We start from the raw sequence: 18,928 nt of genomic DNA on the forward strand, positions 1-18,928 counted from the left end.
TGGTGCGGATCGGTTGGTGCGGATCGGTGTCAGACGGGGCGCAGGCCCAGGATCGAGTCCAGCCGCTGTTCCAGTGCCCTGGTCGCGGAGTTGACCTCGTGCGGCGCGAGGGCCTTCGGGAGCACGGCCACCGGCGAGTCGAAGTACGGGGCGAGACGGGAGGCGACGTCCGGCTCGCCGCCCGGGACGACACCGGTGTCGACGGCCGACGCCACGACCTGGGACCACATGCCCGCGTCGTCGAGCAGGTCGCGGACCGTGGCCACGGCGCCGGACCCCCTGTCACCGGCCACCGGATCGGGCGCGTCCCAACGGTGGTCACCGTGTCCGACGGTCAGGGGTTCGTCGGCGCCGGGCAGATGCACGTGCGCGGTGGCACCGACCGGGACGCGTACGGTCAGACGGAAGGTTCCCGCGGCCCTCTCCCAGGCGACATGGGCCTCGCCGTACGGAGTGATGTGACGGGCCGACGCGGACGTCAGTTCGGCGGAGGGGCGCGGCTGGACGAGGATCTCGCGGTAACCGGGCGCGGCGGGGGCCAGTCCGGCGACCGTGCGGTGGAGCCAGTCCGCGACGGCGCCGAGCGCGTAGTGGTTGAACGACGTCATCCCACCGGTGTTGACACTGCCGTCGGGCATCATGCTGTCCCAGCGCTCCCAGACCGTCGTGGCACCCATCGTCACCGGGTAGAGCCAGGAAGGGCACTGGGTCTGCAACAGGAGGCGGTAGGCGACGTCGACGTGTCCCGTGGCCACCAGCGCGTCGGTCACCAGCGGCGTTCCCACGAAGCCGGTGCTGATCCGGAACGCGTTCGCACGCACCAGGTCCGCCAGCCTCCGCCCCGCGTGCTCGCGTTGCTCGGCGCCGGGCAGCAGCGCCCACTGGACGGCGAGGGCGTACACCGTAGGGGCGTCGGAGAGGACCCGGCCGGTCCGGGTGACATACGCGTGGGCGAACGCCGTACGCACCTCGGCCGCCAGGGCGCTGTAGCGGTCGGCGTCGGCCGTGCGGCCGAGCACGCGCGCTGCCTCGGCCACGACTTCCGCCGAGCGGGCCAGGTGTGCGGTGGCCACGACGTCCGGATCGGCCTTGGCCCGGGCGGCGTCTTCGGCGGGAGCCGTCGGGTCGAGCCAGTCGCCGAACTGGAAGCCGCCCGACCAGAGGCGGTCGGGGCCGGCGAGGCCCGCCACATGATCAACCCAGGCGCGCATGCTGGGCAGTTGACGCTCCAGGAGCCCCAGGTCGCCGATGCGCTGGTACAGCGTCCAGGGGACGAGCGCGGCGGCGTCGCCCCAGGCCGTCGCGGCGGGCGACGGGGTCCGGATCACGTCCGGCACCACGTACGGCACCGACCCGTCGGGCTGTTGCTCGGCGGCCAGGTCCGCGAGCCATGAGCTGAGGAAGCCGGCGCTGTCGAACAGGAACATGGCCGTGGGCGCGAACACCTGGATGTCCCCGGTCCAGCCGAGCCGTTCGTCGCGCTGGGGGCAGTCCGTGGGGATGTCGACGAAGTTGCCGCGCATGCTCCACACCACGTTCTCGTGGAAGCGGTCCAGCAGGGCGTGGGAGGAGCTGAACCAGCCCGTGCGGCGCAGATCGGAGCCGATCACCACGGCGTCCACGTCCTCCGCGCGCAGACCGGGTACGCCCGACACCTCCGCGTACCGGAAGCCGTGGAAGGTGAGGGAGGGCTCCAGGGACTCCTCGGTGACGCCGCTGACGAGGTAGCTGTCGGTCGCCTCGGCCGAGCGCAGGGGGAGAGTGGCGAGTTCACCGTTCTCCAGGACCTCCGCGTGCCGGACCACGACCTCGGTGCCGGAGGCCAGACCGCGCACGCGCAACCGCACCCAACCCACGGCGTTCTGGCCGAAGTCGACCAAGGTGCGGCCGCTGGGTGACGTCCACACCTTCTCCGCGGGGAGAAGGCAGCCGACCCGGACGGGCGGCCCCTCGGGGGCGACGAGGCGTCCCAGGTCGCCCGGCACCACCTCCACGGCGCTCGCGGTCGAGTGCCAGCGCGCGTCGCGCCGGCGCAGGTCGGTGCGCTGGCCGTCGTAGAGATCGTCGGCGAGCACTTCGCTCTCCCGCGCGGTCCAGGTGCCGTCGGTGGCGAGAACGTGCACCTGGCCGTCGGTCGTGGTGACCTCGAGCTGCGCCAGCAGGGCGAGCCGGTCGCCGTACAGGGCGCGTTCGGCGTTGAAGCCCAGACGCCCGCGGTACCAGCCGTTGCCCAGCAGGACGTCCAGCTCGTTGTCGCCCTCGCGTACGAGGTCCGTGACGTCGTACGTCTGGTAGCGCAGCCGGTGTTCGTACGCGGTCCAGCCGGGTGCGAGGACCTGGTCGCCGACGCGGTGACCGTTGAGGGTGGCGGTGTACAGGCCGTGCGCGGTGGCGTAGAGGCGGGCCTTTCGCACCTCGCCCGGCACATGCAGGGCCCCTTGGAGTACCGGCGCCGGCATGCGCAGGCCGCCGATGTCCACCGGGCTGACGAAGGCCGCGGACCAGTCGGCCGCGTCGAGCAGTCCGGCCTCCACGACCGAACGCCCGCTCCACTCACTCCAGTGGGAGTCATGGGCCACGCGCACGCGGACCGAGGCGAACTCACGGGATCTCAGCGGTGCCGCCGGCCAGGGCACCAGCACCTGTTCGGCGCTGTCGACCCGGTGGTACTCGGTGTTTCCGCCGCGCGAGATCTCCACCTCGTAGGCGGTCTGGCGGTAACCCGCGTCGGCGTGCGGGATCGTCCAGGAAAGTCGGGGTGAGCCCGTGCCGATACCCCGCAGTGGGGACGGGTCGGTGAGGTGCTCGAAGTGGGGTGCGTGGGGAGCGGCTGCCACGGCCATGCAAGTCTCCAGACTTTTCAGGCAGTCGGTGACCGGGCCTGGAGCAGGCTTCGTGGCCTTGCCCAGGAACGCCCGCGCGCGGTGCTGAGCGCTGTGTGGCGGGCCGGTGTCGTATAACGTTCTACGCGTGCAGCGTAGGGAGCGCTGCTCGGGCGTGTCAAGGACGAGGGAGGGCGTCGATCGATGGGGGCGGTCGGCGTAGGCGGCGCTTGTCGCATGGCGCGTATCCACACCAGCTCTGCTGACGGGCGGGGGATGGGCTCAGCCGGTGGAGCGCGAGCGTCGTGTGGCCGTCAGGATGCGGATGGCGCCGCAGCCGTGTCGCGTTCCACCACGCGGGGTGCGACGACGTAGTGCACGGACTTGCCGCGTCCCTCGATGCGTTCGAGGAGAAGCCGTGCACTGACGGAGCCGGTGAGCTCGCCGGACTGGTCGACCGTCGTCAGTGAGACGCGGCTGATGCGGGCGGCGAAGATGTCGTCGTAGCCGACGACCGTCACGTCGGAGGGGACACCGAGGCCCTTGTCCGCCGCGGCCCGCAGCACTCCGAGGGCCGCTGTATCGGCGCCGGCGAAGATCGCGGTCGGCGGTTGCCGTCGCGCAAGGAGTTCGGTCGCTGCCTTGTGGCCACCGACTTCCGAGTACGAGCTCACGACGACGTCCGGCTTGAGACCGTGGCGCCGCATGGCCTTCTCGTAGCCGTGCCGACGGGCGGTGTGCGAGAGCACATAGGGCTCCTGGAACGGGCCGTCGGGCATCGCCGTGTGCGCGATGCGGCGGTGGCCGAGTTTCACCAGGTGGTCCACCATGAGCGCGGCGCCGAGACGGTCGTCGTTGGTCACGGTGTCCACGTGCTCGGGAGCGCCGTGCAGGGCCACCGCGACTGTCGGGATGCGTGCACCGAGCTGTTCCAGCCAGTCCACCTCCATCCAGGGGGCGATCAGGATGAGCCCGTCGACCTGGCGGTCCACCAGCGCTTCCACACAGTGGCGCTGCCGAGTCGGCTCGGTTCCGCCGATCGCGATGATCTCCTGGAAGGGGCCTTCATCCAGCGCCGAACTGATCGACTGGGCGATTTCGGTCTGGAACGGTGAGGACAGGTCGGTCAGGACGACCCCGACGGTGAAGGACTTGCCGCGCATGGCCCGCGCCCCGGCGTGCGGCCGGTAGTCGAGGCGAGTGATCGCCGCGGTGACCTTCTCGCGCATCTCCGCACTGACGCCGTACGCGTCGCGCAGCACCTTGGAGACGGCCGAGATCGAGACGCCGGCTTCCCGCGCCACGTCCTTGATCGTGGCGCGGGCCGGCGCCTGCTTGCGTCCCGGCTGCACGTCGGTCATGCGCGGCATCCTATTTCAGCCCGCGCAGTACGGGAACGCGACGTCAGAGGCGGGAACGCGACGTCGGAGGACCGCGATGCGTACCCACGGCGGAGCCGTTCGGGCGAGGGGGCGTGGCGCGGACCGGATGGTAGAACGTTCGCCAACCCTCGCTTAGGATGCGACCCATGAGCACTGCGAGGGGCGGGGGCTCCGTCACGCGGGCCCAGACACCGGCCCGCACTCGGCGAGTGACGATGCAGGATGTGGCGCGCGAGGCGGGTGTCTCCGTGTCCGCGGTCTCCAAGGTGGTGCGCGACGCCTACGGCGTGAGCACGGAGATGCGGGAGCGTGTCAACTCGGCGATCGGGCGGCTGGGTTATCGTCCGCATGCCGGCGCGCGGGCGATGCGGGGCAGCACGTTCACGGTGGGCATGGTGCTTCCGGACCTTTCCTCGCCGTTCCCCACGGAAGTCGCCCATGGCGTGAGCCGGGAACTGGGTGACACGCCCTTCCAGGAGATCATCGCGCTGGGCGGCGTCGAGCCCGAGACACAGCGCAGGGCCATAGAGGCGTTGGTGGACCGCCAGGTCGACGGTCTGGTCCTGGTCGCGCCCTGGCTCGAGGTGGCGTGGATCGAGGAACTGGCCTTCCGGATCCCGGTCGTGGCCGTCGCCCTGCACGGAGCCCCGGGGAACTTCGACACGGTGATCAACGACGACCGGTTGGGCGCGGCCCTGCTCGTCGACCACTTGGCCGCGCTCGGCCATCGGCGGATCGCCCACACCGCGATGCCCGACGGCCCGTTCCGTGAGCCGTTCATGCTCTCCCACACGGCACGTCGGCGTGGCTACGAGACGGAGATGCGCCGCCGCCACCTGGAACCCGAGGTCGTCGTCACGTCGTACAGCGAGGAAGGCGGACATGAGGCCGCACAGGAGCTGTTCGCCCGCGCCGAACCGCCGACCGCGATCCTGGCCGGTGCCGACGTCGCCGCGCTGGGCGTCCTGCGCGCGGCCGAGGAGCGAGGCCTGTCCGTCCCCGGTGACGTGTCGATCGTGGGCTACGACAACATCATGCCCAGCCGGATCGGGCGGATCTCCTTGACCACGGTGGATCAGTCGGGGCCGCTGACCGGATCGGTGAGCGCACGACTGCTGCTCGAGCGCATCCAGGGCCGCAAGAGGCCCGTGCACTATGTCATCGCGCCACGGCTCGAGTCCCGCTCCACAGTGGCGGCCCCCCAGTCTGTGGAGCCCTGAGCGGGCCTGACCCGGGTGCGGAGGGCTTTCCGACGTGAAACGTTGCACATACTCTGCCTCCATCCTCGCGGAAGCCGTGCCCCATGCGCCGCACAGCCCCCGCGATAGATGCCTCCCGCACTGAACCGCCCAGTGCCTCCCACGGAGATTTATCAGGAGAGCCCCAGGGCCGCTTCGGAGGCCCCGGCAAGGCACCTTTTCCCCGCATACCGCCCCGCGTCCGCGCGCCACGAAACCCGAGGTGCGCGCCGGTTCGGAGCGCACCTCGGGAGCGCGTCCCCGTTCCTGAAACGTGACTTCTCGCCCTGCGCGGTCTATTGACGCTCGAGTTGGCCAGAGTTACGGTCCCGTTCGTAAAACGTTGCACAAGCTGTGCGGTGTCTGCTTCCCGCACAGCTACCCTCTCGCACCACTTTGCCCTAAGGGGTCACCCATGAGACGCACACTCCCTCTCGCGACCAAGACCGTTGCTCCGCTGGCCGCGGCGGCTCTTCTGCTCACCGCCTGCACGGGTCAGTCCAGCAGCGGCGGCGATGCGGGGGCGGGCGGAACCGGCAAGGACAAGCTGGTCCTCGGCCTGACCGCCGACATGTCCGGCTGGGACCCGTCCACCGCGCCCGACTACCAGGCGTGGGGGTACGAGGCGGCCTACGACACCCTGGTGAAGTGCAACAAAAACGGGAGCCTCGCGCCGGCCGCCGCGACGAGCTGGGAGATCGGCGCAGACAAGAAGTCCTTCACCGCCCACCTGCGGTCGGACATGAAGTTCTCCGACGGCACCCCGGTCACCGCCCAAACGGTGAAGGAAAGCTTCACGCCGCTGGCCAAGACGGCCTCCGACCGCTACGGCGGCATCAAGTTCGACATCCCCGACTCACGGACCGTCACCATCACCTGGCCCGACCCGCAGCCCCTGATGAGCGTCCGGACCTGCAGCGTCGAGCTCGTCTCGGCGAAGTACCTCGCCTCCAAGAGCAGGAACACCGCCCCGGTCGGCTCGGGCCCGTACACCTACGACGCCAAGGCGTCCACCGCCGGCTCGGTCTACGTTCTCAGGAAGAACCCGGACTTCTACGACGCCAAAAAGTACCCGTACAAGACCCTTGAACTGCGCGTCCTGAGCAGCGCCACCGCCGCCCTGAGCGCGCTGAAGACGGGGCAGATCGACGGCACGGTCGTCACGGCGGACACCTACAACGAGGCCAAGAAGACGCCGAATGTCAACGTGATGGCGATCGAGTCGGGCGTCACCGCGCTGATGCTCACCGACCGCGAGGGCAAGAAGATCCCGGCCCTCAAGGACCTCCGTGTGCGCAAGGCCATGAACATGGTCTTCGACCGTGACCTCGTCGCGAAGAAGCTCTACAAGGGCCTGGCCTCGCCGACCTTCCAGTTCTTCAACAAGAACGGCGCGGCCTACGTCAAGGACGCGGGCGCCCCGTACCCGTACAACGTTGCCGAAGCCAAGAAGCTGATGAAGCAGTCCGGCTTCGAGAAGGGATTCACCCTCACCCTGCCCACCATGGAGGGCCAGGCGTGGACGGTGCTGCTGCCGTACGTCACCCAGCAGCTCGCCGAACTGAACATCAAGGTGGAGACCAAGACCCTCACCGGCCCCGACGCCATCACCGAGCTGCTCAGCGGTGACTACCCGGCCCCGCTGTGGACGGTCGGCGCTGTCGCCAATTCCGTCCAGGACATCTCCATCGGCGTCATCCAGGCCGGCTACTGGAACGTCTCCCACCAGCCCGACGCCACTGTCGAGAAGTACTGGAAGACCATCGTCAACGGCAGCACCAGTGAGTCGGAGGCGGCTCAGCAGGCCATCGGCAAATATGTCCTGGACAACGCGTGGTACGTCCCGCTGGTCAACCCGCAGGTCTTCTACGCGTACACCGACAGTGTCAGGATCCCCGAGTCCACCGACCCGAACGACGCGCATCCGATCCTGCGCGACTTCAAGTGATCGACACCCCGTTACAGCCCGAAGCGGCCGAACAGAACCCGAAGAGGACAAGGAACGGACCCTGTCATGCCCGCACTGCTCCTGAGACACCTGGCGCGCGCCTCCGGCATCTTCCTGCTGGTGACCTTCTCCACCTTCTGCCTGATGTACGGCAACGGAGAGGGCGTCGCCAGAGCCACGCTCGGCATGAGCGCGTCCGCCTCCGACGTACATCGCCGGATGGTCGAGCTCGGCCTGGACCGGCCGCTCCTGGTGCAGTTCGGCGACTGGCTCGGCGGGGTTTTCACCGGTGACTTCGGGCAGTCCTACCTCACCGGTCAGTCCGTGGCCGGGGCGCTGCAGGTGCGCGTCCCGGTCACCCTCGCCCTCACTCTGATCACCCTGGTCCTCACCGCCGTCATCAGCGTGATCCTCGGCGTGACGGCGGCGGTGCGGGGCGGCTGGGTGGACCGGATGGTGCAGTTCCTCTCGGTGCTCGGTACGGCCGTTCCCTCCTTCATCATCGCGATCGTGCTGGTATTCGCCTTCGCCGTGCACTTCAGAGCCTTCCCGGCCACCGGGTACACCTCGCCCGAGATCAGCTTCGGCGGGTGGATCTCCTCCGTGACGCTGCCGGTGCTCGCCCTGCTCATCGGGTCCGTGGCGAGTGCCGCGGTCCAGTTCCGGGCGGCGTTCCTCGACAACCTGGGGCGGGATTACGTCCGTACGCTGCGAGCCCGAGGCGTCCCCGAACGCGCGGTGCTCTTCCGCCATGTCCTGCGCAACGCGGGCGGCCCCGGTCTCACCGTGCTCAATCTGCAGCTCATCGGCACCCTCGGTGGCGCTGTCTTCGTCGAGCAGATCTTCGCCCTGCCGGGCATGGGCCAGCTCGGCAATCTCTCCGCCCAGTCGGGCGACGTTCCCATGGTGATGGGCACGGTCCTCGTCACCATCGCGATCGTGATCGTCGTCAACATCCTCGGTGACCTGGCCACCATGCTCCTGAACCCGAAGGCGAGGATCCGATGACCGTGCCCGACGTCCCGGCGCCCGACGCCGGCACCGCGGCTTCCTCCGTCGCCTCCGCGGAACGCTCCTTGTTCGTACGGCTGTTGCGCAATCCGCAGGCGGCGATCTGTCTCACCTTCGTCGTCCTCATCGCGCTCGTGGCGATCTTCGCACCGCTCCTCGCCCCATACAGCGCCGCCTACACCGACCTCGAGGCAGTGGGCGCCCCCGCCTTCAGCACGGGCCACGTTCTCGGTGGTGACGCGGCCGGGCGCGATGTGCTGTCCCGCCTCATCTGGGGCACCCGTCAGAGCGGCCTCGCCAGCCTCATTGTCCTCGGTGTCTCGCTTGCCGTCGGGGCGGTCAGCGGTCTGGTCGCGGGCTACTACCGGGGTCGCTTCGAGACCGTCTCCGGCTTCGCCACCGACGTCGTCATGTCGCTGCCCGGCGTCGTCCTGCTCATCGCCCTCTACTCCCTGACCGGTCCCGACATCCCCGTCGCGATGGCCGTGTTCGGCCTGCTGGTCGCTCCTGGCTACTACCGTCTGGTGCGCGGCGTCGTCCTGGGCGTACGCGGGGAGCTGTACGTGGATGCCGCCCGGGTCGTCGGCCTCTCCGACCTGCGCATCGTCGGCCGCCATGTGCTGTGGGCGGTGCGGGTGCCGATCGTCATCCAGAGCTCCTTCGTCCTCGCCGCGGGCATCGGCATCGAGGCCGGTGTCACCTTCCTCGGTCTCGGCGACAGCAACGCGGGCTCGTGGGGTGTGGTGCTGCAGAAGGCATTCGAGGACATCTACAACAACCCGCTGGGGATCGTCTGGCCGGCCCTGCTGATCAGCCTCACCATCCTCGCGCTGATCCTGCTCGGCAACGCTCTCAGCGACGTCCTGCAGGCATCGGCCCGCAGCAAGCCGGTGACGGCGCGGCAGCGCAGGGCGGCGCTCGCCGACGGGACAACCGATGTGGGGAAGCCCGCGGACGACGCACTCCTGTCCCTGCGCGGCATCCGCATCGCCTACCCACAGGGCGACGAGATCCGCGAGGTGGTGCACGGCGTCGACCTGGACGTGCGGCGCGGCGAGATCCACGGCCTGGTCGGCGAGTCCGGCTCGGGCAAGTCCCAGATCCTTTTCTCCGTGCTCGGCATCCTGCCGCGCGAGGCCCTCACCCTCGCCGGAAGCGTCCACCTCGACGGCGTAGACCTGCTCGCCGACGAAGGCCGGATGCGCGCGGCCCGCGGCCGCCGTATCGCGTACGTCCCCCAGGAGCCGATGTCCAACCTCGACCCCTGTTTCACCATCGGCCGCCAACTCCTTTACTGGTTGCGGGCGTCCAGCGACCTCGGGATCGAAGAGGCCCGGGAACGGATCGTCGCGCTGCTCACGCGGGTCGGCATCAAGGATCCCGAGCGTGTGATGGGTCTGTATCCGCACCAGATTTCCGGTGGTATGGCTCAGCGTGTCCTGATCTGCGGCGCGGTCGCCTCCGACCCCGACGTGATCGTCGCCGACGAGCCGACCACCGCTCTCGACGTCACGGTTCAGGCCGAAGTCCTGGAACTGATGCGTGAGTTGGCGCGCGAGCGCGGCCTCGCCATGATCATCGTCACCCACAACCTGGGCGTGGTCGCCGATCTGTGCGACACCGTCAGCGTCATGAAGGACGGCCGGATCGTCGAACAGGCCGCGGTGGACGACCTGTTCGAGTCGCCGCGCGAGCCGTACACCAAGGAACTCCTGTCCGCCTCCCGCCGCGTCGAGCTGATGGAGATCGAGACCCCGTGACCGAGCCCGTATCCGACACCGCACCGCTCCTCAGGGTCGAGGACCTGGTGGTCCGATTCGCCGATCGCCGGGGCCGTGGCAAGACGGTCATCGACGGCGTCAGCTTCGACATCGCCCCCGGTGAAACCCTGGGCCTGGTCGGCGAGTCCGGCTCCGGCAAGACCACCATCGGCCGCGCGATCCTGGGCCTCACCCCGGTCAGCGGCGGCGAGATCACCTTTCGTGGCAAGACCATCAGCAACGTTTCGCGCGCCCGCCGACGGAAGATCGCCAGCGATATCCAGGTGGTCTTCCAGGACCCGTACTCTTCGCTCAACCCCGCCATGACCGTGGGCAGCATCCTGGTCGAACCCCTCGACGCGGCCGGCGTCGAGGGCGGAGCGGCCAGGATTCGTGAACTCCTCGACGCGGTCGGCCTTCCCGCCGACTCCGCCCGCCGCTACCCGCGCGAGTTCTCCGGCGGCCAGCGCCAGCGCGTCGCCATCGCCCGTGCCCTGGCCCTCGCCCCGTCTGTCATCGTCTGCGACGAACCGACCAGCGCCCTGGACGTCACCACCCAGGCCAAGGTCCTGACCCTGCTGAAGAACATCCAGGACGAAACCGGCGTCGCGTACATCTTCATCAGCCATGACCTCGGAGTCGTCAACGACATCAGCGACCGAACCGCGGTCCTGGACGGGGGCCGGATCGTCGAACTGGGGGAGTCCGCCCAGGTCGCGACGGCGCCGGTCCATCCCTATACCCGCATGCTCCAGATGGCGGCACCGGTCGCGGACCCGAAGCGACAGCGCCTCCGCCGGGCGAAGCGGCTGAGCCTCGCCGCCGACGCGGGCACCGGCGTGCCCGAGACGACGGACGCCCGCTGACACACCGCCACGCCCGACGGCCCGTCCACCCCTGAGTACCGGCGGCTCCCCGGCATGCCCTGTCACCGACGGGGCCGCCCGGTATCCGCCGGAGACCCGCCATGCCCCGCACCAGCCCGGAACCCACGTCAGCCCACCACGAACCAGCGCAACACTCCCTTCCCAGGAGAAGCACATGAGCGTACGACGACCCTCCCGACGCGATTTCGTCCGCACCTCGGCGGCAGGCACCGCCGTCGTGCTGGGAGCGACCCCGCTGCTCAGTACCCCCGCCTCGGCCGAGGGCCGCCCGGTGTGCGCGGCGAGCGGCCCCGGCGGCCCGTTGCAGATCACATCCGACTGCGACGACCCCACGTACAACCGGCCCGTCATCGACAGCGAGGAGGACCTGACCTCGCCCGTCCGGCACCGCAAGGTGTCCGGCCACTTCGAGGGCACGTCCAAGAAGTTCACCGTCTACCTGCCGCCCAAGAAGCAGTGGCAGGGGAGGTTCTTCCAGAAGGTGTACCCCACTCAGGACGAGCAGGCCCCCGCCGATGTCGTGGCGTTCGGCGCGGCCAGCGGCGCCTACACCGTCCAGACCAACGGAGGCACCGGTTACCGCGTCGAGGCGGCGGCGGCCAAGTTCTCCAGGACCGTCGCGGCGAAGTACTACCGCTCCGACCGGCGGATCTACGGATACGTCTACGGAGGCAGCGGCGGCTCCTACCAGACCATCGGCGCCATCGAGAACACCGTGGGCGTGTGGGACGGAGCGGTGCCGTTCATCCCCGGCAGCCCGGTGTCCATCCCGAACAGCTTCACCGTGCGCGCCCTGGCCAGGCTCGTGCTGCGGGAGAAGGCCGCCCGCATCGCCGACGCGGTCGCCCCCGGCGGCTCTGGCGATCCCTACGCCGGGCTCAACAGCGTCGAGCGCGCCATGCTGCGCGAGGTGTCGAGCATGGGTGTTCCGCTCCGGACATGGGAGGACTACTCCTACGTACTCAAACTGCCGGTGGACCCCGACAACCTGCTGGGGTTCGTGGCCGTCGTGCGCAACCTCGATCCCACGTACGCGGACGACTTCTGGTCGAAGCCGGGCTACCTGGGCACCGAGAAGTCATCCCTCGGCGATCTGGTCCGTGCCGCGCGGATCGATCACACAGCCACCATCACCGAGGTGCGCCGCAACGCGGACAACGTGCCGACAGCTCTGCTCCTCGACGGCGTGCCGTCCACACCGATCACGACACCCCTCGACTTCACGGTCCGCGGTGCGGACGGCACGACGAACCTCGGCACGCTGACGGGTTCGCTGGACGTCGCCGCCAAGGTGTTCACCCTCGCGGACGGAAACAGCGCGAGCGTCCTCGACGCCCTCGCCGCCGGTGGCAGGTTCCAGTCCGACAACCGCTGGTTCCTCGCCTTCCACGCCTACCACCGGCACCAGGTTCCGACCCGGCCCGGTTTCCACACCTTCGACCAGTACCGAGGACCGGACGGACAGCCCCTGTACCCGCAGCGGGCGATCCAGATCGGCCCGCTCATCTCCAAGAACACCAGCGACGGCGGCACGCACACCGGCAAGGTGAGCGGCAAGGTCATCGTGGTCGCCAACCTGCTGGACTGCGATGCCTGCCCCGTGCCCGGTGACTGGTACGGCGCCCAGGTGAAGCAGGCCATGGGCGACCGCTTCGACGACACCTACCGGCTCTGGTACAACGACAGCGCCGACCACCTGGAAGGTCCCGCCACCGGGGCCCGTGCGACCCGGCTGGTCGACTGGAACGGCATCCTGGAGCACGCACTGCGTGACCTGAGCGCCTGGGTGGAAAAGGGCAAGGCACCGGCGCGGACGACGTCCTACCGCATGAGCGACAGCCAGATCGCCGTGCCGGCGCGGGCCCGCGCCCGGCTGGGTGTCCAGCCCGTCGTCGACCTCACGGTGCACGGCCGGGACCGCATCGAGGTCACCGCCGGACGACCGGTCGTCTTCCGGGCCAGGATCGAGGCACCCCCGAAGGCCGGCCGGATCGTGTCCACCGAATGGGACTTCACCGGATCCGGAACCTTCACCGCACGCCCCTGCGGTCCCGCGCGGGAAACCGTGGAGATCCAGGCCGCCTTCACCTACGACAAGCCAGGCACGTACTTCGTGGCACTGCGCGCCACCGCTCAACGCGAGGGCGACTCGCACACGCCGTTCGCCAGGGTGCGGAACCTGGGCCGAGCAAGGGTCGTCGTGCGCTGACCCGGGTGCTCATGCCGGGGCTCCTGACAGTTGCCGCGCACACACCCGGCCGATCCCGTGCCCCTCGCACCCTCGCACCCTCGCACCCTCGCACCCCCGACAAGGCAGGACCAGCCATGACAGCACCGAACCCGCACCCGGCCGCACCCCTGCTGCCGAACCCGCTGATCCCCGGCTTCAACCCGGACCCCAGCTGTGTCCTCGTCGACGTCACCTGGTACCTGGTCACCTCGTCGTTCGAGTATCTGCCGGCGCTCCCGGTCTACCGCAGCACCGACTTCGTCACCTGGGAACACATCGGCAACGTGGCGACCCGCGAGGAGCAGGTCGGCGTCGCGAACGTGCCGGACTCCGGGGGAGTGTGGGCCCCGACCGTCCGCCACCACGACGGCCTCTTCCATGTGATCGTCACGGTGGCCACCAGCCCACGTGGCTGCGTCGTGTTCACCGCCGCCGACCCGGCCGGTCCCTGGAGCGACGGCATCACCCTCGACGGAATCATCGGCATCGATCCCGACCTGGCCTGGGACGAGACCGGCGCCGCCTACGTCACCTACAGCGGCCTGCACCTGGACGGTACGACAGTCGTCGAGCACCGGGGCATCCTCCAGGCCCGGGTCGACCTCGCCGAAGGACGGGTGCTGGAGGAACCCCGCGAGCTGTGGTCAGGGACGGGACTGGTCGCGCCCGAGGCACCGCACCTGTTCCGGCGCGGCGACCACTGGTATCTGATGATCGCGGAAGGCGGCACCGGGTACGGCCACGCGGTGAGCGTCGCGCGGGGGCCGAGCATCGAGGGGCCGTTCGAAGGCGCCCCGGGCAACCCGCTGCTGTGCGCCTCGGGCACCGAGCGGTCCGTCCAGTGCACCGGCCACGCCGACCTGGTCCGTGGCCCGCACGGCGAGGACGTCCTGGTGCTGCTCGGCACGCGCCTGGCGGGCAAAACCTCACCCCTGGGCCGCGAAACGTACGTCACCGGCGTGGAATGGGCCGACGACTGGCCGTACCCGGCGCCCGTGGAGGTGAACCCGGGCCCGGAACCACTGGACGAGTACTTCGAGTTCACCGACCCGGCAGCCCTGTCCGACCCCGGCTGGCTGGCGGTGGGCCGCGCCCCCGCCGACGTCGCCTCCCTCGACGCGCGACCCGGTCACCTGACCCTGAGTGCGGACTCCGGCGGCCTGGACACCTTCCGGCCCGACTTCGTCGGCCGCCGGCAGCGCCATCTGAGCAGCGTGTTCGACGCCTGCGTCGACCCGGCGGACGGCAGGGGCGGGCTCGGCCTGCGCTTCGACGAGCGGTACACGATCACGCTGGTCGCCGAGCGGGCACCGTCCGGCGTCGGCCTCCTGGTCACGGCACGGGGCAGCCTGCCCTCACTGACCCAGACCTGGACCATCGAGGTGCCGGGCCACCAGGTGCTCCTGCGGCTCGAGACCCGGATCCCCGAACCGCACAAGGTGCCCTGGCTGCCGCCGGGCGACACGATCAGGCTCGCCGTCGTGGACGAGGCCGGCACCGAGACGACACTCACCGAACTGGACGGCCGCTTCTGGTCCGTCGAACTGGCGTCCCCCTTCACCGGCCGCGTGACCGGCGTGTTCGCCGAGCACGGCACCGTCCACTTCACCGACTTCCGCTACCACGGAGAGGGCTCGTCATGACCTCGCCGCCGCGCCGCGCCGCGTTCTGTTCGGCGCGGCCTACTACCACGAGTACCAGCCGTACGACCGTCTCAAGGACGACCTCGATCTGATGGCCGAGGCCCACTTCACCGTCATCCGGGTCGGCGAGTCCGTCCGGTCCACCTGGGACCCCGTCCTCACCGGGGACTCAGCCGGTAGAACTCGGTCGCCGTATCGGCGAGTATCGCCCGCGTCTCCGTCCCGGAGCAGCCGCGCAGCAACTCCTCGACGGTGGCCGCCCAGGCGTTCCAGCCACCGGCGAGTCGGCAGACCGGCCAGTCGGAGCCGAACATGAGCCGCTTCGGGCCGAACGCGGAGAGCAGGACGTCCCACACGGGCCGGATGTCCCCGATCTCCCACTTCTCGTGGTCGGCCTCGGTGATCAGCCCCGACATCTTGCACCGGACCTGCGGGTGGCGGGCCAGCAGGCGGATCTGCCGTTCCCAGTCGGCGAGGTCGCCGTCGGCGAGGGGCGGCTTGCCCGCGTGGTCGAGGACCAGCGGCAGGCCGGGAACGCGCTCGGCGAGCCTGATCGCCTGGGGCAGTTGGGGGGCGCTGATCAACACGTCGTACCCGAGCCCCTGGTCACGTACTGTGCGCAACCCCGACTCCACGACGGGCCGTTGCAGCCAGTCGGGGTCCGACTCGTCCTGGACGAGGTGGCGCACGGCGCGCAGACAGGAGCCGCCGGGCCCGGCGCGCAGCGTGTCGAGCATGTCGACGATGGCCAGCGAAGTGAGATCCACCCAGCCGACGACACCGCCGATCAACGGGTCCCGCTCGGCCAGGGCCAACAGCTCGCGCGTCTCGGGCAGGGACGCCACACATTGCACGACCACGGTCCGCTCCAGGCGCCGGCCCGCGATCGTCCGGGTGGCGGTCATCCGCAGGTCATCCATGCCGAAGGAACGGCGGATCGGCCCGTGTGTCGTTTCGTCCAGCCAGGGCTGGGGCCGCCGGTCGAGATTCCACACATGGTGATGGGCGTCGACGAGGCCGTAGCACGGGCGGTCAGACACGGGCCGCGCCCGCGTCGTCCCAGTCGTTGCGGAGAGCGCCGACGGAGGCGGCGAGGCGAGCTGTCGAGCGCGCGGAGGACGGCATGACGACACTCCTGAAGGAACGTCCGAAGGGGGACCAGTTGCCTCGCGAGCCGCACGGCGTCGGCGCGCGTCGCGGAGTGAGTGATCGCAGGGCTGGTGCTGCGGTGACTGTAGACGGCATAGGTCGAGCTGGCAACTCATTGCTGGGATGTATTGAGTGAGCTCGTCCCAAGTCTGTGTCCGCTACGGGCGACGTGTGTCAGGTGTCCGAAGGCTGCCCGGGAGATACGGGACGCGACTCTCCGGCCGGCCATGGAAGACGTGGGTGTGGTACCCGAAATCCGCGTTCCGGAATCTCCGGTCGCCGCCAACGTCCCTGCTACGTACGGGTAACCAGAGAAAGCGGAGTTCAGTGGGTTGGGCATCGTGGCCGGTCCGGGCGGGGTCGCTCCCCCTTCCCGGGCTCTCGAGTCCCCGGCCGGAAGAATCGGTACGAAAGGACTCTTGTCATTTCCTGTCATGTCGCCGTAACGTCCTCGCAGCTCGGGAAACATCCCAGCAATCGAGGGTCGGTAGGCGTCGTAGCCCTCGCTCCCGCGCTCTCTCCCGTCAACCGTTCGGCACATTCGTTGCCCTGGAGGTCTCGTCATGTCGAGAGCGATCAACAGACGGCAGTTTCTGGCCGGCACCACCGCCGTCGCGGCGGCCGCGGTCGCGGGCGGCGTCTTCGGCTCCGGCCGCGCCCTCGCGGCACCGGCCACCTACACGCCCACATGGGCCTCGGTGAACCAGCACCCGGCGGCTCCCGAGTGGTTCCAGGACGCCAAGTTCGGCATCTACTTCCACTGGGGTGTCTTCAGCGTTCCCGCGTACGACAGCGAGTGGTACCCGCGCAACATGTACTTCAACGGCAGCGGGGTCAACAACCACCACGTCGCCACCTACGGCACCACCTCCGCGTGGCCGTACCACAACTTCATCAACGGGGCGAACGACAAGGCGGGCAACTTCACCCAGTTCAAGCCCAGTCTGAAGTCGGCCGGCGGCAACTTCGACCCCGACGAGTGGGCGCAGCTGTTCATGGACGCCGGAGCGCGGTTCGCCGGCCCGGTCGCCGAGCACCACGACGGGTTCTCCATGTGGGACAGCCAGGTCAACGAGTGGAACTCGGTCGACAAGGGCCCACAGCTCAACCTGCTGAAATTGTTCACCGACGCGGTCCGCGCGAAGAACCTCAAGCTACTGGTGTCGATGCACCACGCCTACAACTACCTCGGCTACTTCCAGGCCGTCCCCGCGCAGTCCGACCCCAGCCTGAAGAAGCTCTACGGGCAGTTGGACAAGACCACGGAGGACCAGCTCTGGTACGACAAGCTCAAGGAGGTCATCGACCTGGCCGAGCCGGACATCATCTACCAGGACGTCCACCTGGACCAGATCGCCGAGACACAGCTGCTGAACTTCCTCTCCTACTACTACAACCAGGCCAACTCCTGGGGCCGCGAGGTCATCGCCACCTACAAGGACGCCTTCAACGGCCACGGCGAGGTCTTCGACTACGAGCGCGGCGGCCCCGCCGACATCACGTCCCCCTACTGGCTGACCGACGACAGCGTCTCCAGCTCCAGTTGGTGCTACACCGAGGGCATCGGCTACTACACGGCCCAGTTGCTGCTGCACGCCATGATCGACCGGATCAGCAAGAACGGCACCGTTCTGCTCAACATCGCGCCGAAGGCCGACGGCACCATTCCCCAGGGCCAGCGCGACATCCTGGTGGGCATCGGCGACTACTTGAAGCGCTTCGGTGAGTCGGTGTACTCGACCCGTGCCTGGACCGCGTACGGGGAAGGGCCGACCAAGATGGGCGGCGGCACCTTCATGAACCCGAGCGCCGGCACCGCGCAGGACATCCGCTTCACCCGCAACAAGGCGAACAACGTCCTGTACGCGACGGTGCTCGGCTATCCCGGCAGTTCGCTGACCGTCAGGACGCTCAGCTCCAGCCGTATCAACCTGGGCTCGCTGACCTCGGTGAAGCTGCTGGACAGCACGGCCGGTACTTACATCGACCTCCCCAGCCGCACCCAGGACGCCACCGGGCTCAAGGTGACGCTGCCGTCGTCGGCGCCGTACTCCGCACCCATGTACGTACTGAAGCTGACCTTCTCCGGCCAGATCCCCGCCCTGCGGCCGGTCGACGGCGCCCTGGTCTTCACGGACGTCAACTACAGCGGCATCTCCGCCACGCTCGGCCTCGGCGACTACACCGCCGACCAGCTCGACCTGCACGGGTTGCCCGCGCTCTCCATCTCCTCGCTGAAGCTCGCGCCGGGCCAGCAGATCGTCGCCTACTCCGGCGACAACTTCACCGGCACCCAGTGGACCTTCACCGCCGACAACGCCGACCTGCGGGTCACCGGCCAGAACGACCAGATCACGTCACTGAAGGTGCAGTTCAACCCGTCGACCTACCTCAAGGTCATCAACTACACCGACGGGCTCGCCCTGGACAGCGGCGGCAACGTCGCCGACGGATCCGCCCTCAAGCAGTGGCACTGGTTCGACAGCGCCAACCTCCAGTGGCAGGCGGTCGAGGTCGGAGGCGGCTACTACAAGCTGGTCAACCGGACCAACGGCATGGTTGCCGACAGCTGGGGCGCCACCGCCAACGGCGCCACCTGCAAGCAACTGGCCTGGAACGGTCACACCAACCAGCAGTGGAAGATCACACACCGCGGCGACGGCCAGTACAACATCGTCAACCGCACCACGGGCAAGCTCCTGGACGGCGGCGGCAACGTGCCCGAGGGCTCCGTCACCAAGATGTGGGCCTGGGGCAACAGCACCAACATGCAGTGGACGATCAGCCCCGTGTGATCCCTCCCCCCTCATGACCCGGCTCGGTGCCGGACTCCGGCCCGCGCCGCAGGCAGACGACCC

General features: G+C 69.2%; 11 protein-coding genes. 8 read left to right on the top strand and 3 right to left on the bottom strand.

Annotated elements, in window-relative coordinates; genetic code table 11:
- Positions 1-29: 29 nt before the first annotated feature.
- Positions 30-2,843, bottom strand: a complete 2,814-nt coding sequence (locus ABZ855_RS12345; RefSeq protein ID WP_360805131.1) for a glycoside hydrolase family 78 protein — start codon at positions 2,841-2,843, stop codon at positions 30-32.
- Positions 2,844-3,136: 293 nt separating this feature from the next.
- Positions 3,137-4,183 (bottom strand): LacI family DNA-binding transcriptional regulator, encoded by a 1,047-nt coding sequence (locus ABZ855_RS12350; RefSeq protein ID WP_360805134.1) that lies wholly within the window; start codon positions 4,181-4,183, stop codon positions 3,137-3,139.
- A gap of 167 nt (positions 4,184-4,350) precedes the next feature.
- Here ABZ855_RS12350 and ABZ855_RS12355 point away from each other — a divergent pair, with 167 nt between their 5' ends.
- From ABZ855_RS12355 to ABZ855_RS12385, 7 genes are all read left to right on the top strand, one after another.
- Complete coding sequence (locus ABZ855_RS12355) at positions 4,351-5,424, top strand: LacI family DNA-binding transcriptional regulator (RefSeq protein ID WP_360805137.1); 1,074 nt, start codon at positions 4,351-4,353, stop codon at positions 5,422-5,424.
- Between the two features lie 433 nt (positions 5,425-5,857).
- Complete coding sequence (locus ABZ855_RS12360; protein WP_360805140.1) at positions 5,858-7,390, top strand: ABC transporter substrate-binding protein; 1,533 nt, start codon at positions 5,858-5,860, stop codon at positions 7,388-7,390.
- A 66-nt stretch (positions 7,391-7,456) separates the two neighbouring features.
- Positions 7,457-8,398: an ABC transporter permease gene (locus ABZ855_RS12365; RefSeq protein ID WP_360805143.1), complete on the top strand. Its 942-nt coding sequence runs from the start codon at positions 7,457-7,459 to the stop codon at positions 8,396-8,398.
- A complete protein-coding gene (locus tag ABZ855_RS12370; protein ID WP_360805146.1) occupies positions 8,395-10,161 on the top strand; it encodes a dipeptide/oligopeptide/nickel ABC transporter permease/ATP-binding protein in 1,767 nt (588 codons plus the stop codon). Before ABZ855_RS12365 ends, ABZ855_RS12370 begins: the two co-directional genes overlap by 4 nt.
- Positions 10,158-11,027 (top strand): ATP-binding cassette domain-containing protein, encoded by an 870-nt coding sequence (locus ABZ855_RS12375; protein ID WP_360805149.1) that lies wholly within the window; start codon positions 10,158-10,160, stop codon positions 11,025-11,027. Before ABZ855_RS12370 ends, ABZ855_RS12375 begins: the two co-directional genes overlap by 4 nt.
- A gap of 175 nt (positions 11,028-11,202) precedes the next feature.
- On the top strand, positions 11,203-13,257 hold the full coding sequence (locus tag ABZ855_RS12380; protein WP_360805152.1) for a PKD domain-containing protein: 2,055 nt from the start codon (positions 11,203-11,205) through the stop codon (positions 13,255-13,257).
- A gap of 116 nt (positions 13,258-13,373) precedes the next feature.
- Positions 13,374-14,921, top strand: a complete 1,548-nt coding sequence (locus tag ABZ855_RS12385) for a family 43 glycosylhydrolase (protein ID WP_360805155.1) — start codon at positions 13,374-13,376, stop codon at positions 14,919-14,921.
- Between the two features lie 158 nt (positions 14,922-15,079).
- On the opposite strand, the gene ABZ855_RS12390 is transcribed toward ABZ855_RS12385, so the two are convergent.
- A complete protein-coding gene (locus ABZ855_RS12390) occupies positions 15,080-15,961 on the bottom strand; it encodes an amidohydrolase family protein (protein WP_360805158.1) in 882 nt (293 codons plus the stop codon).
- A 672-nt stretch (positions 15,962-16,633) separates the two neighbouring features.
- On the opposite strand from ABZ855_RS12390, the gene ABZ855_RS12395 reads away from it, so the two are divergent.
- A complete protein-coding gene (locus ABZ855_RS12395; RefSeq protein WP_360805161.1) occupies positions 16,634-18,865 on the top strand; it encodes an alpha-L-fucosidase in 2,232 nt (743 codons plus the stop codon).
- Positions 18,866-18,928 lie beyond the last annotated feature (63 nt).

The sequence above is a fragment of the Streptomyces sp. NPDC047042 genome, assembly GCF_040644035.1.
GTDB lineage: Bacteria > Actinomycetota > Actinomycetes > Streptomycetales > Streptomycetaceae > Streptomyces.

Bases quoted from the DNA above. Each gene is read 5' to 3' on its own strand.
- ABZ855_RS12345 (WP_360805131.1), bottom strand. From the start codon at position 2,843: ATGGCCGTGGCAGCCGCTCCCCACGCACCCCACTTCGAGCACCTCACC.
- ABZ855_RS12350 (WP_360805134.1), bottom strand. From the start codon at position 4,183: ATGACCGACGTGCAGCCGGGACGCAAGCAGGCGCCGGCCCGCGCCACG.
- ABZ855_RS12355 (WP_360805137.1), top strand. From the start codon at position 4,351: ATGAGCACTGCGAGGGGCGGGGGCTCCGTCACGCGGGCCCAGACACCG.
- ABZ855_RS12360 (WP_360805140.1), top strand. From the start codon at position 5,858: ATGAGACGCACACTCCCTCTCGCGACCAAGACCGTTGCTCCGCTGGCC.
- ABZ855_RS12365 (WP_360805143.1), top strand. From the start codon at position 7,457: ATGCCCGCACTGCTCCTGAGACACCTGGCGCGCGCCTCCGGCATCTTC.
- ABZ855_RS12370 (WP_360805146.1), top strand. From the start codon at position 8,395: ATGACCGTGCCCGACGTCCCGGCGCCCGACGCCGGCACCGCGGCTTCC.
- ABZ855_RS12380 (WP_360805152.1), top strand. From the start codon at position 11,203: ATGAGCGTACGACGACCCTCCCGACGCGATTTCGTCCGCACCTCGGCG.
- ABZ855_RS12385 (WP_360805155.1), top strand. From the start codon at position 13,374: ATGACAGCACCGAACCCGCACCCGGCCGCACCCCTGCTGCCGAACCCG.
- ABZ855_RS12395 (WP_360805161.1), top strand. From the start codon at position 16,634: ATGTCGAGAGCGATCAACAGACGGCAGTTTCTGGCCGGCACCACCGCC.